The 17,413-nt window shown below is 64.5% G+C and carries 22 protein-coding genes; 16 read left to right on the forward strand and 6 right to left on the reverse strand.

What is annotated here, in order from left to right; all coding sequences use genetic code 11:
* Nucleotides 1–40: 40 nt before the first annotated feature.
* From ABIE62_RS03165 to ABIE62_RS03195, 7 genes are all read left to right on the forward strand, one after another.
* Entirely contained in the window at nt 41–1,000 is a 960-nt protein-coding gene (locus ABIE62_RS03165) for an RsmD family RNA methyltransferase (protein WP_354323484.1), read from the forward strand.
* Nucleotides 1,001–1,012: 12 nt separating this feature from the next.
* Complete coding sequence (locus tag ABIE62_RS03170) at nt 1,013–1,399, forward strand: dihydroneopterin aldolase (RefSeq protein ID WP_354323485.1); 387 nt, start codon at nt 1,013–1,015, stop codon at nt 1,397–1,399.
* A complete protein-coding gene (locus ABIE62_RS03175) occupies nt 1,371–1,721 on the forward strand; it encodes a Rossmann fold domain-containing protein (protein ID WP_354323486.1) in 351 nt (116 codons plus the stop codon). The genes ABIE62_RS03170 and ABIE62_RS03175 overlap by 29 nt, the downstream gene beginning before the upstream one ends.
* The gene (gene moaA / locus ABIE62_RS03180) at nt 1,714–2,754 is read left to right on the forward strand and encodes a GTP 3',8-cyclase MoaA (protein ID WP_354323488.1); all 1,041 of its coding nucleotides are present in this window, start codon (nt 1,714–1,716) and stop codon (nt 2,752–2,754) included. Before ABIE62_RS03175 ends, moaA begins: the two co-directional genes overlap by 8 nt.
* A 2-nt stretch (nt 2,755–2,756) precedes the next feature.
* Nucleotides 2,757–3,008 (forward strand): MoaD/ThiS family protein, encoded by a 252-nt coding sequence (locus tag ABIE62_RS03185; protein ID WP_354323489.1) that lies wholly within the window; start codon nt 2,757–2,759, stop codon nt 3,006–3,008.
* A 4-nt stretch (nt 3,009–3,012) separates the two neighbouring features.
* Nucleotides 3,013–3,453 (forward strand): molybdenum cofactor biosynthesis protein MoaE, encoded by a 441-nt coding sequence (locus ABIE62_RS03190; protein WP_354323491.1) that lies wholly within the window; start codon nt 3,013–3,015, stop codon nt 3,451–3,453.
* 76 nt (nt 3,454–3,529) lie between these two features.
* Nucleotides 3,530–3,967 (forward strand): hypothetical protein, encoded by a 438-nt coding sequence (locus ABIE62_RS03195; RefSeq protein WP_354323492.1) that lies wholly within the window; start codon nt 3,530–3,532, stop codon nt 3,965–3,967.
* A 47-nt stretch (nt 3,968–4,014) separates the two neighbouring features.
* Here the strand turns inward: ABIE62_RS03195 and ABIE62_RS03200 are convergent, their stop codons facing one another.
* Together ABIE62_RS03200 and ABIE62_RS03205 are read right to left on the reverse strand one after the other, a co-directional pair.
* The gene (locus ABIE62_RS03200; RefSeq protein WP_354323493.1) at nt 4,015–4,704 is read right to left on the reverse strand and encodes a Crp/Fnr family transcriptional regulator; all 690 of its coding nucleotides are present in this window, start codon (nt 4,702–4,704) and stop codon (nt 4,015–4,017) included.
* Nucleotides 4,701–5,207 (reverse strand): hypothetical protein, encoded by a 507-nt coding sequence (locus ABIE62_RS03205; protein ID WP_354323495.1) that lies wholly within the window; start codon nt 5,205–5,207, stop codon nt 4,701–4,703. Before ABIE62_RS03205 ends, ABIE62_RS03200 begins: the two co-directional genes overlap by 4 nt.
* Nucleotides 5,208–5,438: 231 nt before the next feature.
* On the opposite strand from ABIE62_RS03205, the gene rplU reads away from it, so the two are divergent.
* The 4 genes from rplU (at nt 5,439) to ABIE62_RS03225 (ending at nt 7,630) form a co-directional block, all read left to right on the forward strand.
* Entirely contained in the window at nt 5,439–5,822 is a 384-nt protein-coding gene (rplU, locus tag ABIE62_RS03210; protein ID WP_354323496.1) for a 50S ribosomal protein L21, read from the forward strand.
* Between the two features lie 14 nt (nt 5,823–5,836).
* On the forward strand, nt 5,837–6,106 hold the full coding sequence (gene rpmA, locus ABIE62_RS03215) for a 50S ribosomal protein L27 (protein WP_354323497.1): 270 nt from the start codon (nt 5,837–5,839) through the stop codon (nt 6,104–6,106).
* A 154-nt stretch (nt 6,107–6,260) separates the two neighbouring features.
* Nucleotides 6,261–6,866 (forward strand): GNAT family N-acetyltransferase, encoded by a 606-nt coding sequence (locus ABIE62_RS03220; protein WP_354323499.1) that lies wholly within the window; start codon nt 6,261–6,263, stop codon nt 6,864–6,866.
* 170 nt (nt 6,867–7,036) lie between these two features.
* Nucleotides 7,037–7,630 (forward strand): TetR/AcrR family transcriptional regulator, encoded by a 594-nt coding sequence (locus tag ABIE62_RS03225; RefSeq protein ID WP_354323500.1) that lies wholly within the window; start codon nt 7,037–7,039, stop codon nt 7,628–7,630.
* Here the strand turns inward: ABIE62_RS03225 and ygfZ are convergent.
* The gene (ygfZ, locus tag ABIE62_RS03230) at nt 7,627–8,364 is read right to left on the reverse strand and encodes a CAF17-like 4Fe-4S cluster assembly/insertion protein YgfZ (RefSeq protein WP_354323502.1); all 738 of its coding nucleotides are present in this window, start codon (nt 8,362–8,364) and stop codon (nt 7,627–7,629) included. The genes ABIE62_RS03225 and ygfZ overlap by 4 nt on opposite strands.
* A gap of 38 nt (nt 8,365–8,402) precedes the next feature.
* Between ygfZ and pyrC the strand changes: the two genes are divergently transcribed.
* Nucleotides 8,403–9,440 (forward strand): dihydroorotase, encoded by a 1,038-nt coding sequence (gene pyrC / locus ABIE62_RS03235; protein ID WP_354323503.1) that lies wholly within the window; start codon nt 8,403–8,405, stop codon nt 9,438–9,440.
* Here pyrC and rarD read toward each other — a convergent pair.
* Nucleotides 9,437–10,363 (reverse strand): EamA family transporter RarD, encoded by a 927-nt coding sequence (gene rarD, locus ABIE62_RS03240; protein WP_354323505.1) that lies wholly within the window; start codon nt 10,361–10,363, stop codon nt 9,437–9,439. The genes pyrC and rarD overlap by 4 nt on opposite strands.
* Before the next feature lie 285 nt (nt 10,364–10,648).
* On the opposite strand from rarD, the gene ABIE62_RS03245 reads away from it, so the two are divergent.
* Nucleotides 10,649–11,389 (forward strand): hypothetical protein, encoded by a 741-nt coding sequence (locus ABIE62_RS03245; protein ID WP_354323506.1) that lies wholly within the window; start codon nt 10,649–10,651, stop codon nt 11,387–11,389.
* Between the two features lie 13 nt (nt 11,390–11,402).
* Here ABIE62_RS03245 and astD read toward each other — a convergent pair whose 3' ends face one another.
* Together astD and ABIE62_RS03255 are read right to left on the reverse strand one after the other, a co-directional pair.
* Nucleotides 11,403–12,815 carry a succinylglutamate-semialdehyde dehydrogenase gene (gene astD / locus ABIE62_RS03250; protein ID WP_354323508.1) on the reverse strand — a complete coding sequence of 471 codons (1,413 nt, stop codon included), beginning with the start codon at nt 12,813–12,815 and terminating at the stop codon, nt 11,403–11,405.
* Nucleotides 12,816–12,932: 117 nt separating this feature from the next.
* Entirely contained in the window at nt 12,933–14,348 is a 1,416-nt protein-coding gene (locus ABIE62_RS03255) for a protein adenylyltransferase SelO family protein (RefSeq protein WP_354323510.1), read from the reverse strand.
* Between the two features lie 85 nt (nt 14,349–14,433).
* On the opposite strand from ABIE62_RS03255, the gene ABIE62_RS03260 reads away from it, so the two are divergent.
* The 3 genes from ABIE62_RS03260 (at nt 14,434) to ABIE62_RS03270 (ending at nt 17,408) form a co-directional block, all read left to right on the forward strand.
* Nucleotides 14,434–15,300, forward strand: coding sequence for an alpha/beta fold hydrolase (locus tag ABIE62_RS03260; RefSeq protein WP_354323512.1), 867 nt, complete (start codon nt 14,434–14,436; stop codon nt 15,298–15,300).
* Nucleotides 15,297–16,451, forward strand: a complete 1,155-nt coding sequence (locus tag ABIE62_RS03265) for a glycosyltransferase family 4 protein (RefSeq protein ID WP_354323514.1) — start codon at nt 15,297–15,299, stop codon at nt 16,449–16,451. Before ABIE62_RS03260 ends, ABIE62_RS03265 begins: the two co-directional genes overlap by 4 nt.
* A gap of 177 nt (nt 16,452–16,628) precedes the next feature.
* Nucleotides 16,629–17,408 (forward strand): tetratricopeptide repeat protein, encoded by a 780-nt coding sequence (locus ABIE62_RS03270; RefSeq protein ID WP_354323515.1) that lies wholly within the window; start codon nt 16,629–16,631, stop codon nt 17,406–17,408.
* The last annotated feature ends 5 nt before the right edge of the window (nt 17,409–17,413 follow it).

Raw genomic sequence — 17,413 nt, forward strand, 5'->3', positions numbered from 1 at the left:
AGCGTCCTTCGACAAGCTCAGGACGAGCGGGGGACGGATCGTGGCTGACCTCGTCCAGCAGCCGCTGGTGATGGAATGCACCGGTTGGCCAAATGCAGAAGGCGCGTACCGCCTGCTCGACAGCGGGGCCGGGCGCAAGTGGGAGGCGTTTGGCCCCCACGCCTTCATCCGTCCCGAACCCCAGGCCCTGTGGCAGCCCCGCGTAGCCGAATGGCCCGCAGCGGGCGAATTCATCCCAGGATCGGACGAGGATGGCGGCGGGCGCTGGCAATTCAGCGAAAACTTGCCCGAAGACGGCTGGCCGCTGGCGTGGGATGATGTGCGCTTCACCGCCAAGCCCACACCCTTCCGCCACCTGCAATTCTTCCCCGATATGGCCCCGGTGTGGGAATGGATGCGCCAATGCGCGAGTCCCCGCGACGGCGGGGATCCCAAGCAACCAGCGCCCACGCCGCCGGAGGCTCCCGCCTTCGCGGGAGCGCACGAGTTTCTCAATCTGTTCGGCTACACCGGCCTTGGCAGCCTCGCGCTGTCGCGGCACGGCAAGGTGGCCCATGTCGATGCCTCGAAGAAATCCGTGGCGCAGGCGCGGGAAAATGCCGTGCTTTCGGGGATGGAGGATCGCCCGATCCGCTGGCTGGTGGACGACGCGGCGAAGTTCACTGCGCGCGAAGTGCGGCGCGGGCGGCGTTATGACGGGATCATCCTTGATCCGCCGAAGTTCGGGCGCGGGCCGGATGGTGAGGTGTGGCGGCTGGAAGAACACCTGCCCGGCCTGATCGCGGATTGCGCCAAGCTGCTCGATGCCGACAGCCGCTTCCTGTTCCTCACCGTCTATGCCGTGCGGATGAGCAGCCTTGCGATTGCGGGCCTGCTGGCCGAGGCATTGGCCCACCTGCCCGGCCAGATCGAACACGGCGACCTTGCCGTGCGCGAGGAAGGTGAGGGCGGCAGGCTGCTCCCCACCGCAATCTTCGCGCGCTGGAGCAATCCCGGCTAAAGGCGGCGCACCATGACCGATTCGCTCACCCTCGAAGTTGCCGACCTTGAAGCCGATGTCCTCACCGGCATCTATTCCGAGGAGACGGGCAAGCCGCAGCCGCTGCGGATCACCATCACCGCGCGTTACACGGTGGCCGATCACTACGATCCTGACACCCCGCTTGATGCGTCCAAGAATTACATGGATCTGAAATTTGCCGCCACTGACGGTCTGCCGCAGGGCGTGCATTTCAAGCTGATCGAGGCGGTGGCCGATCACATCTGCGAAACGCTGTTCGTGCAGGACGCGCGGGTTGAGGCGGTGACGGTCAAGATCGTCAAGCTCGCGATTGCCGAGGCGAACGAGAAGATCGGCATCACCCTCCACCGTGAACGCCCCACCGGCCCGGCGGTGTAAGGCGATGATGCGGCAGATCGTGGTTGGCCTGCTGCCCGATGCTGCGCTGGATGCGGCAGGCGCGTTCATGGCGTTCCACCTCGAACCTGCGCGTGCGTTGCTGAATCAGCCCGATTGCACCGCGCTGGCGATCATCCTGCCGCCCGCGGCGCATGATCACCGTGATTGGCGGCTGGCGCTGGCGCGCGATCTGGCGCGCGAGGCCGCGCCCCGGCGGGTCAATGTGGTGGCCGGGTCGCCCGGAGAGACTCTCGATCAGACGCTGCGTTTTTTGGCAGATGCGCCCGGCGTGACGGGGCAGTATATGGTGTGCCATGACTGACAGCCTGCAATCCGCTCTGCTGCGCGACCGCGCTACGGCTAGGCCGCTGGTCGACAGCTTTCAGCGCCGGATCACCTATCTGCGGCTGTCGGTGACTGACCGCTGCGACCTGCGCTGTTCCTACTGCATGCCCGAACGCATGACCTTCCTGCCCAAGGCCGATGTGCTGACGCTGGAGGAACTCTACGATCTCGCCACAGGCTTCATCGCGCGCGGGGTGACGAAGATCCGTATCACTGGCGGCGAACCACTGGTGCGTCGTGACATCATTGATCTGTTCAGCGCGCTGGGGCGGCGCTTGGGGCATGGTCTGGACGAATTGACGCTGACCACCAACGGCACGCAGTTGGCACAACACGCCGAGGCTTTGGCCAAGGCCGGGGTGCGGCGGGTGAATGTGTCGCTCGATACGCTCGACCACGCGAAGTTTGCGGCGCTGACCCGGCGCGATGCGCTGCGCCAAGTGCTCGAAGGGATCGCCGCAGCCAAGGCGGCGGGGCTGAAGGTCAAACTCAACGTCGTGGCGCTGAAGGGCGTCAACGAGCACGAACTGCCCGATCTGATCGGCTGGGCGCATGGGCAAGGCCACGATGTCACCCTGATCGAAGTGATGCCGCTGGGCGATGTCGAGGAGGAACGGCTCGACCAATATCTGCGGCTGGATGATGTGCGCGCGCGGTTGGAGCAGCGCTGGACGCTGACCGAAAGCCAATACGCCACCGGCGGCCCGGCGCGCTATGTCGATGTGGCGGAGACCGGCGGCAGGCTTGGCTTCATCACCCCGCACACCAGCAATTTCTGCGCAGGGTGCAACCGGCTGCGGGTGACGGCGACCGGGCAGCTTTACCCCTGCCTTGGCGGGGGTGAGCAGGTTGACCTGCGCGCGGCATTGCGGTCCGGCGATCCGCAAGCGAACCTCACCGCCGCGCTCGATGAAGCGCTGAGGATCAAGCCTGAGAGGCACCATTTCCGCATGGATCAACGCGGGGCCGATCCGGCGCTGCCGCGCCATATGTCGATGACGGGGGGTTGAGCGTGATTACAGTGGTTCTGCTCGGCAAGCTGGCCGATCTGGCGGGCGCGCCGACGTTGACGCTGCCCGCACCATCTTCTGCGCCGCTTGACTGGGACGGGGTGATTGCCGCTTTGCCGCCCGCGCTGGCCGCAGCGGCGGGCGATCCGCGCAACCGGGTGGCGCTGAACGGCGCGCTGCTGGCGGACAAGCTGGCCTTGCACGCCGCGGACGGCGATGAAATCGCGCTGCTGCCGCCGGTATCGGGCGGCTGATCCGATGCGCGACATTCGCTTGCTCACGCAAACTTTTTTCCCCGGCACGCTGATCGGGCCGTTCACGCAGGCCAATCCGGGGCTGGGCGGGGTGTGCACCTTCGTGGGCGAGGTGCGGCCCGACAGCGAAGTCGAGGCGCTCGAACTCAGCCATTACGAACCGCTGACCCTGCCGGGGATGCACGCGCTGGCAGACCGGGCGTTTGACCGTTTTACGTTGATGGGCCTGCTGATGGTGCACCGCGTCGGCGTGCTTCATCCGGGCGAGCCGATTGTCTGCGTTTCGGCCGCCGCGCGCCACCGCCGCGATGCGATCGACGCGGTCGATTTCTGCATGGATCACCTCAAAAGCGCCGCGTGGTTCTGGAAGCGTGAGAAGCGCGCCGATGGCTGGCACTGGATCGAACCGCGCGCGGATGACACCCGCGATCTGGCGCGTTGGTGATGGCGGTTTGATTCGGGTCAAAGCAGGCGTGCTCGCCGCCCGGTAATCTTCCTTCCAACAGCAAGGAGGATCACGAATGAGCCACATCGTCCATGATCGTATCGCGCGCGGTGATGCCCGCGTTGTGGTGCAGCCCGCTGGAGCCAATCCGCGCCATCAGGTTGAGGCTGATCGCAATTTCGGTCTGCCTTCCGCGCTCTATATTGCGACGATTGCCTGCTATTTCGGGTTTCTGGTGATTGTCGGCAGCGCCTTTGCCAATCCGGTGCTGGTGATCCCGATGGCGATTATTGTGGTGCTGATTGTCGCGGCTTTTGGAGTCCCAGCGGTGTGGGCAAGGCTGCGCGATAATTCGTCAGCGCCGCAGACTCTCGGCGAATTCGAAACGCGCGGGATCATGACCAATACCGGACGGCTGCGTCCCCGCGATGCGACCATTCAGGTGCTGATCCTGCCGGTGCTGCTAGTGGTCTGGGGGCTGGCCGTGGCGGTGGTCGCCGCGATCGTCACCTGAGGCGCCGGGTCAACAATTTCTCCCCGACTGGGGCGGTGAGTTTCGGCTTACCGCCCCGATATTTCGAGCAGCAGTTCCGGGTTTTGCAGCGCGATGCCGCGTTTGCCCTCACGCCGGATCGCACCCATGTCTTCCAATTCTCCCAGCTTGCGGCTGACCGTTTCGATGGTCAGGCCCAGCATATTGCCGATCTCACCTCGGGTGAGCGGCAGTTCGAATTGCTTTGCAAGGTGGCACGAGCTTTCACTCGCTGCCACTGCGAAATCGTGCAGCAGCGCCGCCAGCCGGGCCTCTGCGCTGGCATGGCCGGTCAGTTCAAGCAGGCTGCGGGTCGCCAGCAAATCGGCCTGACTGCGGCGTAGCAGCGCGCGGGCGAGCGCGGGGTATTCCTCAATCGCACGCTCGATGTCGCGCCGGGCAAAGGTGCACAACCGGCTTTCGGTCAACGCCACCACATCATGATGCGCAAACGGCGCAAACAGCTCGCCGATGAAGCCCGACGGATGGACCAGCGCAAGGATCTGTTCGTTGCCATCCTGATCAACCGCTGACACTTTCAATGCGCCGGTTTGCAGCGTGGCGCAGGCGGCGTCTTCGTCGCCCGCGGCGAACAGCATCTCACCGCGTTTGAGCACGCGGGTGCGCCCGGCGGCGGCCATCGCGTCGCGTTCTTCGGGGGTCAGCACCGCGCAAGCGGCGGTTTCCCTTACCGGACAGGTGTTGCACGCAAGGTTCATGATCCGATAATATCCCACAATTGTGCGATGCCTGCGTCTTGCCGGGCGATTAGCGCCGCCACGTCTGTCTGCGTTGCCACCAGCGCCGGATCGGGGGAGAGCGATGTGGCAGCATCGGCGGCGAGCAAATCAAGTTCGGCGAGCACCGCCGATGTCGCACCGCGCTGCGATGTCAGATCGGCCATCGCCACCAGCGCGGCGGCGCGGGCATTGCTTTCGACCGATTGTCCAGCGGCAGCGGGCGCGATTTTGGCGATGTTCGCCTCACGCTGCAAAAACCCGGCATGCGCCGTTGCCGCTTTATCGCGCAAGGAGGCGAGGGTGGCCGGACTGGTCGCCGGGCGAATCGGGGTGGGTGCGTCAGGCGCGGCCGTGACCGGCAACGCCCCCGTTTCAAACGGGCGCAGCGCCAGCGAGGGATAGCGCGTCTTATCAGCGGCACAGCCAGACAGGACTGCAATCAGCCCGAACAGCATGGAAATGTTGACAAGAGCGCGCATCATGATCCCATGTCGCGTTACCACACCGCCTGCAAGTGGCAAAGGCGACTGTCGGAATCTGTCATCATGCGTTTTGGTGAGGTTTGAAGCGCTGAGGCGTTGACTTGCTGGTGCCATTCCCCTAACGGCACCCATCTTTCCGGGGCTGCATTGTCGCACGCCTCGCACTGCTGTTCGGTTGGCGTGGCGTTTGTCTGCCCACCCGGTCACTGCACCAGATTGAGAGTATATAGCATGTTCGCGATAGTGCGCACGGGCGGCAAGCAATACCGGGTTGCCGCCGGAGACAAGATTGCCGTTGAAAAGCTTGCTGGCGAAGCCGGTGAGACCATCACCCTGAGCGATATCCTGCTCGCCGGTGAAGGCGAAGAACTGGCCGATGCTGCCAAGGTGACCGTTTCGGCGGAAATCATCGCGCAGGCCAAGAGCGAAAAGGTGATCGTCTTCAAAAAGCGTCGCCGCCACAATTATCGCCGCAAGAACGGCCACCGCCAGCAGATGACACTGCTGCGGATCACTGCCGTGGGTGCGGGCGAAGCCAAGGCTCCGGCCAAGAAGGCCGCCGCCAAGAAGACCAAGAGCGAAGCACCGGCTGAAGCCGCTGCCTCGGCTGAATAAGGAGCACCCGAACCATGGCACATAAAAAAGCAGGCGGTTCATCGCGCAACGGTCGCGATTCGGCCGGTCGTCGTCTCGGCGTGAAGAAGTTCGGCGGTCAGGAAGTGATCGGCGGCAACATTATCATCCGTCAACGCGGCACCCGCGTGTACCCGGGCGTGAATGTCGGCATCGGCAAGGATCACACCCTCTATGCGCTCGATGCGGGCGTGGTGCGATTCCATGCAGGCAAGCTTGGCCGCAAATACGTCTCTGTCGACGTGATGGCCGAAGCCGCCGAATAAGCGGACGATTCGAAAAAGGGATCGTCCGGCAAGGATGGTCCCGGTTGGTGAAACACCAGCCACGCAGAGGGAGATGGGACCGTCCTCAATTTTGAGGGGGTTCGTCTCCTTTTTTGCATTCTCCCTCGCAATTGCCGTGGAATTGCCAAATTTCATGGCCATAGCCTGCCTTGCGCAGCTTTTGGTGGCGGCGCGGGGGGCGAGGAAGGAATTGCTCGTGTTCTACCGTAGTCACAGGTTGCTGCTCCGGCCGATCTGGCCCGAAGATACGCAGGCGCTGTTCGCCGGCATCGCCGATGAAGGCGTGGTGCGTAATCTTGCGCGCGCGCCCTGGCCCTATGAAGAACGCCATGCGCGCGACTTTGCGGAGCGTCCTGTAGATCCGTTCCACCCGCGTTTCCTGATCACCCGCGCCCGCGATGCGGCGGTGGTGGGCGGCGTTGGCATTGATGCGGTCGCCGGCGCGCCGGGTGTGGTTGAGATGGGTTACTGGATCGCACGCCCGCATTGGGGGCAGGGTTATGCCACCGAAGCGGGGGCAGCGGTGCTCGCCATCGCCCGCACGCTCGGCCACCGCGAAGTGCGCGCGGGCCATTTCCTCGATAATCCGGCGTCGGGCCGGGTGCTGCGCAAGCTTGGGTTTGAGCCGACCGGGCGGGTGGAGGAACGCTTTTCCTGCGGGCGTGGTGAAAGCGCGCCAACGCTGGAATATGCGATCACGCTGGCGGATGGCGCCGGGGTGCATCAGCGCGCGGCGTAATACCAAAGCACGATGAGCGCGGCTCATCGTGCTTTGGTTAAGCCCGTGCGGCGCTTGAGCATCCCAGCGCGTGATGCGTCAGCATCTTAGCGCGCTGCCATAAGTGCGGCGGGGACACGGTGTGACAGCACCTTGTTCGCAGGCGCAAAAGTGACTACGCGCTCGCACCAATGCAACCGCGCAAGCGCCTCACTCCCGAAGAATCGCGCAGTTCCGCGCTATCAGCGGCGCGCGCGCTGTTGATCGAAAGCGGGCCGCAATCGGTGACGCTCAAGGCCGTGTCTGCGCGGATTGGCCGCACGCACGCCAATCTGCTGCACCATTTCGGTTCGGCAGCAGGCCTGCAACAGGCGCTGGCCGAACATCTCACGCGATCAGTATGCGCGACGATCATTGATGCCGTTCACGCCACTCGTGCCGGGCAGGGAAGTCCGCGCGAGGTGGTGGATCTCGCCTTTGACGCCTTCGACCGCGAAGGCGCAGGGGCGCTCACCAGCTGGATGCTGCTGACCGGCAATGAAGATGCGCTCGACCCGATCATCAGCACGATCCACGATCTAGTCGATGAACTTGCCGCAGGCGAAGACGATCAGTCGGGCGACCAGAAAATCCACCGCGACACGCTGACCCTGGTGCTGATGGCGCTGGGCGATGCGTTGATCGGTGGGCCACTGGCGAAATCGCTGGGCCTGCCGCGCGATGCTGCGCGTGAACGGGCGACGGCGATGCTCGAAGCCAGTCTCGCCGATTTTCAGCAGGCTTAGCCCTCGGGCGCAAGCAACCCGGCGCTTTGCCACGAGGGCAGGGTCGCCGGATCAAGGCTTTCCACCCGCAGGTGATCGACCGCCAGCCCAAGATCGGGATAGGCCGCCCGTTGGCGCGCTTCGTCCGACGCCGCCATCGGCACTACCACCAGCCGCCGGTTGACCTTTTGCCGCCAATTCATCCGTGCGGTGTTTTCCTGCCCGACATAGCAGCCCTTGGTGAAGCTGACCCCGTTGAGTTCCACCGCGTTGGTTTCCAGCCACAGGATATCGCCCAACTCGCCGCGCCCCTCTGGCACGCCGAGCGCCAGGCGGTGGGCGAGCCACGCCGCGTCCGCGCTTGCGCCGCCATTGGCCGGGGCGAGCCAGCGGTATCCCAATGCGGGCAGGCGCGGATCGGGGGCAGCGCCGGGCTGCGCCTGCGCGCTCCAATGCACCGCCAGCGTTCCGTCGCGGGTAATCGCGATCTTGCGCCGCAGCCGATAGAGCGTCAGTCGCTTGGCGAGGTCATCCGCGCCTGCCGCCTCGCAATCGAGCAGCAGATCGGCCCCGTCGTCCCACACCAGAAAATCGAACAGATGCTTGCCCTGCGCGCTCAGCAGCGCGGCATAGCAGGGCAGCGGCCCGGTCACGTCATTGGTGACGAGGCCTTGGACGAAGGCGGCGACGTCTTCGCCTTCGCCTTGCGGGGACAGGCGGATCACGGCGCGGTTGGTGAGGAGGGTTGATGTCATGCGTGACAGATAGGATCGCGCGTGGCTAAGGGGAAGGGATGACCGACCGCTTTACGATCCGCCGCCCCGATGACTGGCACCTGCATTTCCGCGATGGCGCGGTGATGCGCGATGTGGTGCCTTTTACCGCGCGGCAGTTTGGCCGGGCGATCGTGATGCCCAACCTCACCCCGCCGGTGACGAGTGCTGCGCTGGCGGCGGCCTATCGGGATCGGATCATCGCGGCGGTGCCAGCGGGCCTGCGGTTCACTCCGCTGATGACCTGTTACCTCACCGATTCGACCGATCCCGATGATCTGGCGCGCGGGGCGGCAGACGGCGTGTTCACCGCGGCGAAACTCTATCCCGCCAACGCCACCACCAATTCCGCCGCCGGGGTCAGCAATATCGAAAACCTCTACCCGGTGCTCGCGCGGATGGAGGCGGAGGACATCGTGCTGTGCATCCACGGCGAAGTGACCGATCACGATGTTGACGTATTCGACCGCGAAAAAGAGTTTATCGAAAGACACTTACGGTCGATTATTGCGACTTTTCCGAAGTTGCGGGTGGTGTTTGAACACATCACCACCGGCGACGCGGTCGATTTCGTGATGGCCGCCGGCGCGCAGGTTGCCGCGACCATCACCCCGCAGCATCTCCACATCAATCGCAACGCGATGCTGGTGGGGGGGATGCAGCCGCACAATTACTGCCTGCCGGTGGCCAAGCGTGAAACGCACCGGCTGGCGCTGCGGGCGGCAGCGACAAGCGGTTCGCCGCAATTCTTCCTTGGCACCGACAGCGCCCCGCACCTCAAACGCGACAAGGAAAGCGCCTGCGGCTGCGCGGGGATTTTCGGCGCGCCTTTTGCGCTCGAAAGTTACCTCACGGTGTTTGACGAGGAGGGCGCGCTGGAACGGTTCGAAGGCTTTGCGTCATTGCACGGCCCGGCGTTTTACAAGCTCCCGGTGAACGAAGAGAGCGTCACGCTGGAACGCGCCGAAGTGGCGGTGCCGCCGGTGCTGCAAGTGACGGGTGAGGACATCGTGCCGTTTCATGCGGGCACCACGCTCGGCTGGCGGTTGGTGGGTTAGGCCGCAGGCACGACCCTTGCTTTGCGGTGCTTGGCCAACAGGTCGACAACAAAGATCGCCACTGCAATCCAGATCAGCACAAAACTGATCAGCTGAACCGGTTCAAGCGGTTGCCGAAACACGGTCAGGCCCAGAAAGAACACGATTGTCGGCGCGAGATATTGAATGAAGCCGAGCGTCGAATAATCCATCCGCCGCGCAGCCAGCGCGAACAACAGCAGCGGGATGGCGGTGACAACGCCCGAAAAGATGATCAGCCCGCTCATCACCGGTTCGTGGCCGAAGGATGATCCCGCAGGGCTGGCCGCATACCATGCCGCGATGCCGATTGCGGGCAGCAACAGGATCGCGCTTTCAATCGTCAGACCGGGCAGCGATCCCACCGAAACCTGTTTACGTACAAGGCCATAAAAGCCAAAGCTTAGCCCGAGTGTCAGGCTGATCCACAGGCTGGTGAGCGCGCCCGCCGCGAGCAGCGCGACCGCTGTAAGCGCAATCGCCACCGCCAGCCACTGCCAGCGCGACAGCCGCTCACCCAGAAACAGCGTGCCCAGCAGCACGTTGATCAGCGGGTTGAGGTAATAACCGATGCTGGCGGCATAGACCTCCCCCGCCATGATCGCCCAGATATAGACGAACCAGTTGACCCCGATCAGCACCGCGCTGGCCATCAGCGCGAGCATGGTGCGCGGGCTTTTCAGCGCCGTCAGCAGATCGGGAAACTGCCGCCGGAACGCGACGATGATCAGGCACAGCGGCAGCGTCCAGATGATCCGCCAGCCGACGAATTCGAACGGCGGCACGGTTTTCACCAGCAGCAGATAGAGCGGCAGAAAGCCCCAGATGATGTAAGCCCCCAGCGCTGGGAGCAGCCCCGAAGCGGGCGAGGCCGCTGATGCGGGGGAGGAAGCAGCGGCTGTCATCGGAAGCCTGCCGTTAGGGGCCGCACCCGCCCTGCGCAAGCCAAGATAGCGCCACCGCCGAATGAATGGTGGCTGTCAGCAGTATTGCACAGCCGTTCATATTTACCGCCATATAAATGAACAATACCAGCTCGCGGCCATTCCCACCAAGTGGTCGCCAGCGCGGGGCGGGGGGCTTCGCGGGAAACGCCTTCGGTTACTTTCGGGTATCCGGAGGCGTTTTCATGTCCGGCGCAGGTTGCCATGCGCGGGGGAAAATTAACCATCCTGTGTCATGGCGAACCGATGCGTCCTGCCATTCTGCCCCTGCTGTGCCTGATGATTGCCCCGATGATTGCCACCTGTTCGGGGGCGAAGACCGATCACGCGCTTGATACCACCGCAATCGCGCCGGACCCGGTGATCGCGCGCGCGCTCAACGATCCGCTGATGAGCGATCCCGATCTTGCCAGCCGCAACGAAGCCAATTCCGTGATCGGTTTTGTTGACAGTAGCGCCTTACCGGTGCTGCCCGCCACATCGCAGCAGGCCCGCGCCGCGCGTGAGGCTGCGCGGCTTGAACTGCTCGAAAGCGGCAGCATTGCTGATCTGCCCCGCGCCCAAGATGATCCGCGCGATGGCCCGCGCGGAAAGCCGCTTGGCCCGATGGCCGGTGCAGCGGACTTCATCGCCGCACTCGGCGCTCCGGCACGCTGCGCCGCGCGCCTGAACGACGATTTTGCCTTCGCGGCCAACTTGCCGCAAGTCGCCGCGATTATGCCGCGCGGGATGGTGGTGCAGGCAGCCGGAGCGGACATCGCGCCCTGCCGCATCCGTATCATCCGTTATCAGACCGCGGCCGCGCCCGAAGACCTATTGCAATATCACTATGCCCGCGCGGTGCAGGCCGGCCTTGATGCCGCGCGCCATGCAGTGCCCGAAGATATCATTGCCGCCGCTGGCAAGGATGGAGAGACGCTGATCGTCCATGTCCGTCCGGGCGTTCACGGATTGAGTAGCGTTGATCTGCTCTACCGTGCGCCCTGATTCGGGTGGCGCATCAGGGCCGCAACCCCACGCCGATATTGGCACGCGGCTGGTCGCGTTCGGTGCTGGCGACCGGATAGGCGCAGTAATCTGCCGCGTAATAGGCTGCCGGTCGGTGATTGCCCGATAACCCAATCCCCCCAAACGGAGCCTTGGACGATGCGCCGTTGGTCGGCCCGTTCCAGTTGATGATCCCGGCGCGGATATTGGCCCAGAACCGCCCGTAATCATCGGGCGTGCCGCCGATCAATGATGCCGAGAGGCCAAAGCGGGTATTGTTCGCCTCGGCAATGGCGGTGTCGAGATCGGGCACGCGGATGACCTGCAAAAGCGGGCCGAACAGTTCGATATCGGGCCGGTCAGGCACATCGGTAACATCGATGATGCCGGGGGTGAGGAACGGCAAATCGGGAACGCTGCGGCGCATATGCAGCAGCGGGCGGCCACCGGCGGTCATCAACGCGACAAAGCTTTCCGACAGGCGGTCTGCTGTATCATTATCAATCACCGGCCCCATGAACGGCTGCGGTTCGCCCAGCGGATCGCCCACCATCAGCTTGCGCGTCAGCGGCAGCAATTCGGCCATCAGATCATCATGGATGCTGTCTTTCACGATCAACCGGCGCGCGGCGGTGCAGCGTTGGCCCGCGCTGGTAAAGGCGCTTTGCACGATCAGCGCGGCCGCATCGGCCAGATGGGGCGTGTCGATCACCACGATCGGGTTGTTGCCACCCATTTCCAGCGCGAGGATCTTGCCCGGATTGGCGGATAGCTTGCGGTTGATCGCAAGCCCGACATTGGCCGATCCGGTGAATAACACGCCATCAATTCCGGGATGCGAGACCAGCGCCCGGCCTTCGTCCGGTCCGCCGATCACGAGTTGGATCACGTCTTCGGGCACGCCAGCGGTATGGAAACAGGCAACCAGCGCTTCACCCACCGCGGGGGTTTTCTCCGACGGTTTGAACAACACCGCGTTGCCCGCGATCAACGCAGGCACGATATGGCCATTGGGCAGGTGCGCTGGGAAGTTATAGGGGCCAAGCACCGCCATCACCCCATGCGGTTTGTGCCGCACTGCGGCGCTGGCATTCAGACCAGCGTCGAATTTCTTCTTGCCGGTGCGTTCGGCATAGGCCTGAACCGAGGTATCGACCTTGTTCACCACCGCATCCACTTCGGCGCGCGATTCCCACAAGGGCTTGCCTGCTTCGCGCGCGATCAGTTCGGCCAGCGGTTCGGCCTGTCGGCGGACTTCGTTGGCGAAGGTGCGCAGCACTTCGATCCGGTTGGTAAGCGGCTGTGCCGCCCAGGCGGGCCAGGCACGACGAGCGGCACTGACCGCGGCATCGACATCGCCAAGCGTCCCGCGCCACAATTCCTCACCGCTGGCCGGTTCATAGGAAATGAGGGTGTTGTCGCTCACTCTGCCGATCCCCGCCTGCCTGCTGCTGCTGCTGCAAATTTGTGGGAGCGCGGTATCGCGGATAGGCTTGAAAAGAAAGGGGGCAGGCGGATAGGGGGAATAACCGAGGTCACTAGATCACCCTGCGTGTCCGGCAGGCACAGGCGACGCGCCGTGCGCTGCGCCCATCCGGCGCAGGGCGGCGACCTTGGCATGAAGCGGTGCCCAATCATCGCTTTCGTCGATGGCGGCCCAGATCGCTTCGACATCATCGATCATCAAGGTTTGCGGGGCGGGATCGGCCCAGTATTCATGCTGCGTTTCTGCGGGCTGATAGCTGGCGAGCAGTTCGCCCAAGGCACCATCAACCGCGCCGCGCCCGCCTCTGTGTGCAAAGAAAAACGCATCGGGCTGCGCCTTGGTTTCGCGCAGGTGCGCTTCGCAGGCGGCGATCAGCTGGGTGTCGTGTTCAATCCCCTGCGGCTCCAGCCCCAGCCGCCAGCACCACCGCCGCGCCACCGCCGCCATATAGAGCGGCCCGAACCGTTCGAGCGCGGCAATCAGCGGGGCGCTGTCTGCCAGCATTCGCAGCGCGACGGCGAACTGTCCGCAATTCCAGTGCAGCGACTCGGGCTGGCGGCCAAAGGCATACAGCCCCGCATGGTCGAAATAGGCGGCGGTGAACCCCGGGTCCCATTCGGCCAGCCAGCGCCACGGGCCGTAATCGAAACTTTCGCCCGTCACGTTCATGTTATCGGTGTTGAGCACCCCGTGGACAAAGCCTGCGACCATGTAGCTGGCGGCGAGATCAGCCATGCGTTCGACGACGTGGTGCATCAGTTGCACCGCCGGTTCATCGCGCGCGGGCGCATCGTCTGGCGGGGGTGGGCCGGGGAACTGGGTGAGGCAGTAATCGACCAGCTGCGCCATTTCGCCCGGCAGTTCGAGCGCGAGCAACCGCTGGAACGTGCCGATGCGGATGTGTGAATGCGACAGCCGCACCATCACCGCTGATCGCGTGGGAGATGGCTCGTCACTCCGCCACAAGTCTTCGCCGGTCTCGATCACCGACAGGGTTTTCGATGTGTTGACCCCCAATGCCTCGAGCATTTCGGTGGCCAGAATCTCGCGCACCGCGCCTTTCAGTGTCAACCGCCCGTCACCGCTGCGGCTGTGCGGGGTGGTGCCCGATCCCTTGGTGCCCAGATCCATCAGCAGTCCCGCGCCATCGCGCAGCTGCGCAAACAGAAACCCGCGCCCGTCGCCGATTTCGGGGTTATACACGCGGAACTGGTGCCCGTGGTATCTGAGCGCGATCGGTTGCGGCAGATTGCCGGGCAGGGCTGCAAACCGCCCGAAATGCGCCGCCCATGCCGCATCATCCAGCCCGGCAAGGCCGACGCTGGCCGCTGCCCGATCATTGCGGAACCTGATTCGGGTATCAGGAAAGTCCGCCGGGGCGACAGGATCGCCCAGCCAGCCTGCCAATTCGAGGATGGCTGGGTCGGGGCAATAGTCTTTGGCCCAATCGGGGTGTTGCACAGGCTCGCTCATCCCGCGATAGTGGGGGCAAGCACAGCGGGGCGCAAGCCGCGCCCGCCAGCTAGGCAAACAACGACCAAAGGGATTAACGCCGTTCATGGCTGCACAATACGAAGATCGCTTCTGGGACAGCAGCGACGGGCTCACCCTGCATTACCGCAATTATCCCGGGCCTGAGGGGGGAACGGCGCTGCCGGTGCTGTGCATGCATGGCCTGACCCGCAATGCTCGCGATTTTGCCGGGCTGGCAGACGAACTTGCCGCCACCCGCCGGGTGATCGTGCCCGAAATGCGCGGGCGCGGGCAAAGCGATTATGCGCCCGATTCCGATACCTACACCCCCGCCACCTATGTCGCGGATGTGGAAAAGCTGCTGGCCGAACAGGGCATCACCCGTTTCATCGCAATCGGCACGTCGATGGGCGGTTTGATGACGATGCTGATGGCACCCGCCCAGCCGGGGCGCATGGCGGCGGTGGTGATGAACGATATCGGGCCAGAGGTTGACGCGAGCGGCCTTGCGCGGATTTCGGGCTATGTCGGGCAAGGGCGCAGCTACCCCACCTGGGTGCACGCCGCGCGCGGGCTGGCCGAAGCCCATTCGGCGGCAGCTCCCGATTACACGCTCGACCAATGGCTCGAAATGGCCAAGCGCACGATGGTCGTCACCCAGAACGGGCGCATCGGCTTTGATTACGACATGGCGATTGCCGAACCTTTCGCCAAACCCGGCAACGCCGCTCCGCCCAACCTGTGGCTGGCGTTTGAGGCGTTGCGCGGCGTGCCGATGTTGTTGGTGCGCGGCGGATTGTCCGATCTGCTGAGCGCGGAAACGGTCAAGCAGATGGCGGCGCGCAACCCGGCGATGACCACGATCACGGTGCCGCGTGTCGGCCATGCCCCGACCTTGGACGAGCCCGAAGTGCGCGCGGCAATTAACGCGCTGCTGGACGGGGTTGAATGACCACAGCGTCCGGGGCCGTTCCCGGAATCCGGCCCCGCATCCTGCACTGCCATTCTACGTTCGCGGCCGGGGGCAAGGAGGTGCGCTGCGCCCGGTTGATGAATGCGTTTGGCGCGGCGCTGGAACACGTGGTGGTATCGGCCCAGCCCGAAGCGATGGGCGCACGCGCGCTGATCGATACCCGCATCAAGGCCAGCTTTCCCGATGATTTCCCGGCGCTGACCGGCTGGCCCACGCCGGGGCGGCTGGCGGGGATCGCGAGGGCGTTGAAAGGCTACGACCTGATCTGCACCTATAACTGGGGCGCGATGGACGTGGTGATGGCGCACCGCGCCTTCGCGCGCGCAATGGGCCTGCCCCCGCTGGTGCATCACGAAGACGGGTTCAACGAGGATGAGGCGCACGGGTTGAAGACCAGCCGCAACCTCTACCGCCGCGCCGCCTTGATGGGGGCAAACCGCCTGATCGTGCCCAGCACCGGGCTGGAACGCATCGCTCTGGAAGTGTGGCACCAGCCGCGCGCCAGAGTGGAGCGGATTGCCAACGGGATCGACACCGCCGCCTTTGCCAAACCGCCCCAGCCGCGCGCTTTGCCGCTGGCAAAAGGCGCAGGCCAGCGCTGGGTCGGCACGCTGGCGGGTTTGCGCGCGGTCAAGCAATTGCCGCTGCTGGTTGAGGCGGTGGCGGGCCTGCCGGACGAATGGCATCTGGTCATCTGCGGCGAAGGGCCGGAGCGTGAGGTTATCCTTGCCGCTGCCGAAGCCCACGCCATCAGCCACCGGGTGCACCTGCCCGGCGCGGTGGCTGATCCGGCGCGCATCATCGGGCTGTTCGACATTTTTGCGCTGTCGTCAGCGTCCGAACAATTCCCGCTTTCCGTGGTCGAAGCCATGGCGGCCGCGCTGCCTGTGGCTGCGCCCGATGTCGGGGATATCCGGGTGATGGTGGGCGAAGCCAATCAGGCATTTATCACCGCCCCCGGCTCCGCGCAGTCGCTGCGCGCGGCGCTTACCCAACTTGCCGCTGATGCGGATTTGCGCGCCCGGATCGGCGCGGCCAATCAGGCCAAGGCGCGCGAGCAATACGACTTTGCCGCCATGCTCGCCCGTTACCGCGCGGTCTATGGCGATGCGATGGGGCGCGGGCTGTGACGCGGCGCGCTTCATCCCCGGTTCAAATCGCCTGCGCCACATCAGCACGGCACTGGCACATGGCACTGGGCATCGCCGCACCGCCGCCATTGCGCGCAGCGCGGCACCTGCCTAAAGAGCCGCACTGATCTGCTTGCCAAAGTGCAAGGCAATTCTTGAACGAGGAACACAGGCCCGGTGGCGCGCATCCCGACCAATACCCCTTCTGTCCCGGCGGCTTCAGCCGAGGATGAAGTCCTGATCCGTGAGATTGACGAGGCTGTGCGCGAAGATGCCGTGCTCGATTTCTTCAAGAACCACGGGGCCAAACTGCTGGGCGGGATCATCCTGCTAATCGCCGGCCTTGGCGCCTATCTGGCGTGGGACAGCTACCGTGAAGGTGAACTGGAATCGCAATCCGAAACGCTGATCTCGGCGCTCGATTCTGCCGACCAGGGCGATTTCAAGGCTGCCGGTGACAAGGTTGCGCCGTTGCTGGCCGATGGATCGTCAGCGGGTGCGCGCACCGCTGCGCGGTTTGTGCAGGCGGGCGCGGCGCTGGAACAAGGCGACACGGCCAAGGCGACCGCTTTGTTCAAGGCAATCGCCGCAGACGCCGATGCGCCGCCTGCGCTGCGCGATCTGGCGCGGGTGCGCGACGTCAGCACCAATTTCGACACGATGAAGCCCGCTGATGTCGTCGCGCAGCTTGGCGACCTCGCCAAGCCCGGCAATCCGTGGTTCGGCAGCGCCGGGGAACTGGTGGCGATGGCGCATCTGGAAAGCGGCAACCGCGCTGAAGCAGGGAAGCTGTTTGCCGAAATTGCCAAGGATGAAGAACAGCCCGAAACCTTGCGATCGCGCGTGCGCCAGATGGCGGGCCTGCTGGGCGTGGATGCGATTGTGGATGTCGACAAATTGCTCAAGGATGAAGGCGTGATCGTTTCCGAGGGGAATGGCGCAGTTGTCGCCAATTAACGGGT

This window comes from Porphyrobacter sp. MBR-155 (genome assembly GCF_040547625.1).
Taxonomy (GTDB): domain Bacteria; phylum Pseudomonadota; class Alphaproteobacteria; order Sphingomonadales; family Sphingomonadaceae; genus Erythrobacter.

Coding starts and splice junctions, on each gene's coding strand:
- ABIE62_RS03260 (WP_354323512.1), top strand. CDS start 14,434: ATGGCTGCACAATACGAAGATCGCTTCTGGGACAGCAGCGACGGGCTC.
- ygfZ (WP_354323502.1), bottom strand. CDS start 8,364: ATGACATCAACCCTCCTCACCAACCGCGCCGTGATCCGCCTGTCCCCG.
- ABIE62_RS03205 (WP_354323495.1), bottom strand. CDS start 5,207: ATGATGCGCGCTCTTGTCAACATTTCCATGCTGTTCGGGCTGATTGCA.
- moaA (WP_354323488.1), top strand. CDS start 1,714: ATGACTGACAGCCTGCAATCCGCTCTGCTGCGCGACCGCGCTACGGCT.
- ABIE62_RS03190 (WP_354323491.1), top strand. CDS start 3,013: ATGCGCGACATTCGCTTGCTCACGCAAACTTTTTTCCCCGGCACGCTG.
- ABIE62_RS03220 (WP_354323499.1), top strand. CDS start 6,261: ATGGCCATAGCCTGCCTTGCGCAGCTTTTGGTGGCGGCGCGGGGGGCG.
- ABIE62_RS03245 (WP_354323506.1), top strand. CDS start 10,649: ATGCGTCCTGCCATTCTGCCCCTGCTGTGCCTGATGATTGCCCCGATG.
- ABIE62_RS03170 (WP_354323485.1), top strand. CDS start 1,013: ATGACCGATTCGCTCACCCTCGAAGTTGCCGACCTTGAAGCCGATGTC.
- ABIE62_RS03225 (WP_354323500.1), top strand. CDS start 7,037: ATGCAACCGCGCAAGCGCCTCACTCCCGAAGAATCGCGCAGTTCCGCG.
- rpmA (WP_354323497.1), top strand. CDS start 5,837: ATGGCACATAAAAAAGCAGGCGGTTCATCGCGCAACGGTCGCGATTCG.
- ABIE62_RS03265 (WP_354323514.1), top strand. CDS start 15,297: ATGACCACAGCGTCCGGGGCCGTTCCCGGAATCCGGCCCCGCATCCTG.
- ABIE62_RS03255 (WP_354323510.1), bottom strand. CDS start 14,348: ATGAGCGAGCCTGTGCAACACCCCGATTGGGCCAAAGACTATTGCCCC.
- ABIE62_RS03200 (WP_354323493.1), bottom strand. CDS start 4,704: ATGAACCTTGCGTGCAACACCTGTCCGGTAAGGGAAACCGCCGCTTGC.
- ABIE62_RS03195 (WP_354323492.1), top strand. CDS start 3,530: ATGAGCCACATCGTCCATGATCGTATCGCGCGCGGTGATGCCCGCGTT.
- rarD (WP_354323505.1), bottom strand. CDS start 10,363: ATGACAGCCGCTGCTTCCTCCCCCGCATCAGCGGCCTCGCCCGCTTCG.
- rplU (WP_354323496.1), top strand. CDS start 5,439: ATGTTCGCGATAGTGCGCACGGGCGGCAAGCAATACCGGGTTGCCGCC.
- pyrC (WP_354323503.1), top strand. CDS start 8,403: ATGACCGACCGCTTTACGATCCGCCGCCCCGATGACTGGCACCTGCAT.